Annotated in this window: 6 protein-coding genes; 3 read left to right on the forward strand and 3 right to left on the reverse strand. The window is 70.5% G+C overall.

Annotation, left to right across the window (positions count from 1 at the left end):
- The first annotated feature begins 96 nt into the window (after nucleotides 1-96).
- The gene (locus tag J0695_RS36640) at nucleotides 97-2,016 is read left to right on the forward strand and encodes a glycoside hydrolase family 97 protein (protein WP_307798877.1); all 1,920 of its coding nucleotides are present in this window, start codon (nucleotides 97-99) and stop codon (nucleotides 2,014-2,016) included.
- A gap of 34 nt (nucleotides 2,017-2,050) precedes the next feature.
- On the opposite strand, the gene J0695_RS36645 is transcribed toward J0695_RS36640, so the two are convergent.
- The gene (locus tag J0695_RS36645) at nucleotides 2,051-2,353 is read right to left on the reverse strand and encodes an NIPSNAP family protein (protein ID WP_206969083.1); all 303 of its coding nucleotides are present in this window, start codon (nucleotides 2,351-2,353) and stop codon (nucleotides 2,051-2,053) included.
- Nucleotides 2,354-2,448: 95 nt separating this feature from the next.
- Between J0695_RS36645 and J0695_RS36650 the strand changes: the two genes are divergently transcribed.
- Entirely contained in the window at nucleotides 2,449-3,354 is a 906-nt protein-coding gene (locus tag J0695_RS36650) for an alpha/beta fold hydrolase (RefSeq protein ID WP_206969084.1), read from the forward strand.
- Here J0695_RS36650 and J0695_RS36655 read toward each other — a convergent pair.
- Complete coding sequence (locus J0695_RS36655) at nucleotides 3,320-3,775, reverse strand: hypothetical protein (protein WP_206969085.1); 456 nt, start codon at nucleotides 3,773-3,775, stop codon at nucleotides 3,320-3,322. The two genes, J0695_RS36650 and J0695_RS36655, sit on opposite strands and share 35 nt — an antisense overlap.
- Entirely contained in the window at nucleotides 3,772-4,308 is a 537-nt protein-coding gene (locus J0695_RS36660; RefSeq protein ID WP_206969086.1) for an RNA polymerase sigma factor, read from the reverse strand. Before J0695_RS36660 ends, J0695_RS36655 begins: the two co-directional genes overlap by 4 nt.
- Nucleotides 4,309-4,388: 80 nt before the next feature.
- On the opposite strand from J0695_RS36660, the gene J0695_RS36665 reads away from it, so the two are divergent.
- A complete protein-coding gene (locus tag J0695_RS36665) occupies nucleotides 4,389-5,273 on the forward strand; it encodes an alpha/beta fold hydrolase (protein WP_206969087.1) in 885 nt (294 codons plus the stop codon).
- Nucleotides 5,274-5,433 lie beyond the last annotated feature (160 nt).

Raw genomic sequence — 5,433 nt, forward strand, 5'->3', positions numbered from 1 at the left:
GACCTATCTGCCGCACTGGGTCTTGACGGCCCCTCAACTCCCCTCCATTCTCCCAGTCATCGGACGAATCGATCCAGTCGAGCCTGGGAGCCCTTTGTGGCGCTACTGCACCGGATCCGCCTCCTCACCCTCATCCTCTGCGCGGCACTCGCCGCCACCCTGCTCACATCCGTCACCGCGCGAGCCGACGCACACCCACGAGAGACTGGCCGGACGGTCAGCGGCCCGGGCACACCCCGCGCCGAGGTGGGCCTCGACCCCGCGACGGGCACCCCCACCCTCGCCGTGACCCGCCAGGGCCGCACCGTCCTCGAACCCTCGCCGCTCGGCATCGTCACCGAGCGGGCCGATCTCTCCACCGGCCTGACCCTCACCGGTCGCACCGACCGCGAGATCAACGAGCACTACACGACCGCCGCGGGCAAGGACCGCACCCGCTCCGTCCGGATGCACGAGGCCCGCTTCCGCTTCCGCTCCACCGCGACAGGAGCCCGCCTCGACCTCACCGTCCGCGTCTCCCGAGACGGCGTCGCCTACCGCTACACCCTCCCCGCGACCAGCGGAAACGTCCTCGGCGAGACCTCCGCCTTCACACTGCCCGGCGACGCGGCCGCCTGGCTCGGTGCGTACCGCAAGGACAACGAGAACCTCTTCAACGGCTACGGGGCGACCGCGGCCCCCACGGGCGAGTACATGATGCAGGGCCTGTTCAGGACGGGCAGCGGCGACGGCGCCGACTACGCCCTGATCGCGGAATCCGACCTCTCGGGCTCGTACGCCGCCGCGCACCTCACGCACACCGCGGGCTCCCCGACGTACGGCATCAAGCTCTGGGACGGCACCCCGATCCAGACCTCCGGAACGGGCACCCTCACCACCCCCTGGCGCGCGGTGATCACCGGCGACCTCGCCACCGTCACCCAGTCCACCTTCACCGACGACCTCGCCCCCGCGTCACGCGTCCGCGACACCTCCTGGATCAAGCCGGGCAAGGCGCTGTGGACCTGGCTGGCCGGCGGGCGCGCGGCGGGCCAGAGCCTGGAGATGCAGAAGGGGTACGTCGACTACGCGGCCGCCCGCCACTGGCCGTACACGGTCGTCGACGCCGGCTGGTACTTCGACCCGGCACAGTGGGACGTCACCGACCCCGACTGGCAGCAGAACAGCTGGATTCCCGAGCTCGTACGCTACGGCCGCGAGCGCGGAGTCGGCATCCACGTCTGGATCCACCACCGCGATCTCGACACCCCCGAGGAGCGCGAGCAGTGGCTCCCGACCCTGGAGAAGTGGGGCGTGAAGGGCGTCAAGATCGACTTCATGGACTCCGAGTCCCAGGCCACCTTCCAGTGGTACGACCAGATCCTCGCCGCCACCGCCGCCCACCACCTGCTGGTCAACTTCCACGGCTCGACGATCCCCAAGGGCCTGCAGCGCACCTGGCCGCAGGTGATGTCCTTTGAAGGGGTCAACGGCGAGGAGAAGAAGACGAACACCCCGCAGCACCTCGCCACACTGCCCTTCACCCGCAATGTGCTGGGCTCGATGGACTTCACGCCGGGCGCGTTCCACAAGCCGGACCGCCCCAACGCAGGTTCGGACGCAGGCGAGTTGGGTCTGACAGTCCTCTACGAATCGGGCATCCAGAACCTCTCCGGCAAGCCCGGGTCGTACGACGCCCGCCCCGTCGCCCGCACCTTCCTGGAGCAGCTCCCGAACGCCTGGGACGAGACGAGGCTGCTGGCCGGCGCGCCCGGCGAGAGCGCGGTCGAGGCACGCCGCTCGGGGAGCCGCTGGTTCATCGGCGGTACGTACGCGGGCGCGGCCCGCACGGCGGCCGTACCTCTGACCATCGGCCACGGCACCTGGCTGGTGGAGACGGTGACGGACACCCCGGCCGGCCTGGTCCGCACACCGCACGTGGTGCGCGGCGGTGCGACGCTGTCGGTGGACGTGGTGGCGAACGGGGGCTTCGCGGCGGTCGCGTGCCGCTGGTACGCGGGCCGCACGGACTGCTAGCCCGCGCACCCGTGCCCCGGGATCTCACTGGATCTCACTCAAGGGGCCGCAGGAACCTCCGCTCGTACCGCCTGATGCACTGCGTCCGCTTCGCCAGCTCGAAGGCCTCCTGGCACTCGGGGTCGGACATGGAGTCGGTGCGGTACTGCTCGTAGAGCGCGAGGCTCGGGAACGAGAACAGGGCGTAGGCGATGTCGCTGTCGCCCTCGCTCGGCAGGAAGTAGCCGTGGTGCGTGCCGCCGAACCGGTTGACGAGACCGACCCACCGGCGGCCGTACTCCTCGAAGTCCTCGATCCGGTCGGGATCGATCTCGTACTTCAGATGCACTGTGATCATGCGTCCACCCTAGATCCGGAATCCGGGGGAACCTTCGCCGGGCGGCGCGACTCCTGACGGTCCGAGAACACCGTCCGTCCGGCGAAGGGAACCCCATGCCACCCGTCAGCGAACGTCCGATGCCCCACCTCGACGGCGCCAGACACAGCTGGGTCCGGTCGGGCGACGTCCGCCTGCACACGGCCGAGTTCGGCCCGGTCACCGGGACCCCTGTCGTACTCCTCCACGGCTTCCCCCAGCACTGGTACGCCTGGCGCAAGCTGATCCCGCTCCTCTCCGGCGACCACCGGCTGATCTGCGTGGACCTGCGCGGTTTCGGCTGGTCGGAGCAGCCGAGGCGCGGTTACGACACCGACAGCCTGGCCGCCGACGTCCTCGCCCTCCTCGACGCGCTCGGGCTGGAGCGCACCGCGCTGATCGCGCACAACTGGGGCGCGGGCGTGGGTTTCCGGCTCTGCCAACAGGCCCCCGGCCGGATCACCTCATACCTCGCCCTGAACATGACGCACCCCTGGACGGAGCACCGCCGCGTCCTGCCCAACCTCTGGCGGATGTGGTTCACGGCGCTCATCGAGTACCCCGTGGCCGGCCGCCTGGTCCTGCGCCACTGCCCGTCCTTCACCAGCTACCTGCTGCGCCGCGCGGCACCCGACCCGGCGACGACCTGGCAGCCGTCGGACCTCCAGGAATTCGCCGAAGCGACCCGGACGTCGGCCCACGCGGGCCAGTCCCTCTTCTGGCAGTACGTCATCCGCGACATCCCCGCCGGATTCCGCGGCACGCACCGCCGCCGGCGCCTGACCGTCCCCACCCTGCTCCTGGGCGGCGAACTCGACCCGGTGATTCCCCCGTCGCTCCTCGAAGGCGCCCCGGACGCAGACGACTTGACGGTCGAGATCGTCGCCGGGGCGGGCGGCCACCTCCCGGAGGAACACCCCGCCGTGGTCGCGGCCGCCCTGCGCAGGCTCACCGCAGGGCGGCCCGCCGCTCCACCTCGCTGAGGAAGGCCCGGGCCCGGCGCGCCCCGAGCACCCGCCGGTAGGCGCGCTGTACGGGCCCGAGGGCGGCGGGCCTGAGCGCCCCGCACACCGCGAACCGCGTCCCGTCGCCCTCCTCCACGGCCGCCATGCCCATGGTCACCAGCCGCGACTGCATCAGGCACCAGCCGGGAGAGAGGCGCACGTCGAAGTCCCCGCGCAGCCCGACAGCGTCCACGGCGACGGCGGCTTTGCGCGCGCTGTCGCCGGACGCCACGCGGAACTCCCGTACGAACGACAGAAGATGAGGGAGCTCCCCCTCCAGATCCGCGACGACGGCCCACACCTGTGCGTACGGGAGCTCGATATGAGCCTCCGCGTACAGGGGTGCGCGCAGTCCGGCGGCCACGATCCGCAGCCGGTCGACCGAATCCACGCCGCTCATCGCACCCACGCCTTCCTGAAGGCCGAACGAGCCCGGTGCAACCGGGACTTCACGGTTCCCTCCGGCACTCCGAGAACCTCTGCGGTGGCCCGCTCGTCGAGCCCCTCGATCTCGCGGAGCACGAGGACGGCACGGTGCTGTACGGACATCCGCCCCAGCAAGTCCCGTACTTCCAACCCCAGTTCACCACCCCGGACCTCCCCCAACAGCTCCCGCAGCCGCACGACTTCCTCGTCTCCCACGGCGACCTCCCCCGCGCTCCGCCGGGCCACGCGAACGGCCTCCCGCACACTCACGGCCCGCACCCACCCGTAGAACGCCACCGGATCGCGCACACCTTTCAGCCCCCGGAAGACCGCGATCAGCGCCTCCTGGACGGCATCGGCGGTGTCGCGCGGGGCGATGGGCGCACACAGCCGCCGGACGTAGGGCGTCACCAGCTCCAACAGGTCGTCCATGGCCAGGGCGTCACCGCGCTGCGCGGCACGCACGAGCGGGGCGGCCGCGTCCCACGGCAGCGGGGAGTCATCCATCGCACCCAACCTACAACTCGCCACCTCTAACCTTTAAAAGTCCATTGACAGGTTAGAAGACCACATGGTCCACTCACTGCATGAGCGAACAGCGGATCCACCACCGCACGGTGACGATCAACGGCCACGAGATCTTCTACCGCGAGGCCGGCCCGGCGGACGCCCCGGTACTCCTCCTCCTGCACGGCTTCCCGACCAGCTCGTACATGTTCCGCGACCTCATCCCGCGCCTGGCCGACCGCTACCGCGTCATAGCCCCCGACCACCTGGGCTTCGGCCACTCGGCGACCCCGTCGGCGAAGGATTTCCCGTACACCTTCGCGGAACTGGCCGCGCTCACCGCCGACTTCACCACCCACCTGGACCTCACGCACTTCGCTCTCTACATCCAGGACTACGGCGCCCCCATAGGCCTGCGCCTGGCGCTCGCCCACCCCGAGCGCATCACGGCGATCATCACGCAGAACGGCAACGCGTACACCGAAGGCCTGGGCCAGGACGCCTGGGCGCCGGTACGCGCCCTGATAGCGGACCGCACCCCGGAAACGGAGGCCGCGGTGAGCCGGATCAGCACGCTGGACGGCATCAAGTGGCAGTACACGAACGGGGTCCCGCCGCAGTACGCCCCGCTCCTCGACCCGGACGCCTGGCACCACGACGCGGCACTGATGTCCCGCGAGGGCCAGCGCGAGATCCAGCTGGACCTGATCGCGGACTACGGCTCCAACTTCGAGCTCTACCCGGCCTTCCAGGAGTACTTCCGCACCTCGCAGATCCCCCTGCTCGCCACCTGGGGCGCCCACGACGAGGTGTTCATCCCGGCAGGCGCGGAGGCGTTCCGCCAGGACCTCCCGGAAGCGGAGATCCACCTGCTCCCCACGGGCCACTTCGCCCTGGAGACCCACGCCCCCGAAATCGCGTCCCTGATACGGGACTTCCTCGCCCGCCACGTACCGAAGCCCTGACTCCCACGGGCCCAGCTCCTCGTCGCGCAGAGCGCACACAGCCTGGACGCTCGCCGAGTTCGCGCGCTGACCCCGGTCAGGAACCGGACATGAAACCGCCCCCTCCCGGCATTGGGGGTGCCGGTCGGGGGCGGTTTCATGTCCGGTTCCTGACCGGGGT

Origin of the sequence: Streptomyces beijiangensis (assembly GCF_017315755.1) — a bacterium.
In the GTDB taxonomy this organism is placed as follows: domain Bacteria; phylum Actinomycetota; class Actinomycetes; order Streptomycetales; family Streptomycetaceae; genus Streptomyces; species Streptomyces beijiangensis.

What these genes read in the sequence shown, in the direction of transcription:
- J0695_RS36645 (WP_206969083.1), bottom strand. Translation starts at nt 2,353, where the DNA reads ATGATCACAGTGCATCTGAAGTACGAGATCGATCCCGACCGGATCGAG.
- J0695_RS36650 (WP_206969084.1), top strand. Translation starts at nt 2,449, where the DNA reads ATGCCACCCGTCAGCGAACGTCCGATGCCCCACCTCGACGGCGCCAGA.
- J0695_RS36655 (WP_206969085.1), bottom strand. Translation starts at nt 3,775, where the DNA reads ATGAGCGGCGTGGATTCGGTCGACCGGCTGCGGATCGTGGCCGCCGGA.
- J0695_RS36660 (WP_206969086.1), bottom strand. Translation starts at nt 4,308, where the DNA reads ATGGATGACTCCCCGCTGCCGTGGGACGCGGCCGCCCCGCTCGTGCGT.
- J0695_RS36665 (WP_206969087.1), top strand. Translation starts at nt 4,389, where the DNA reads ATGAGCGAACAGCGGATCCACCACCGCACGGTGACGATCAACGGCCAC.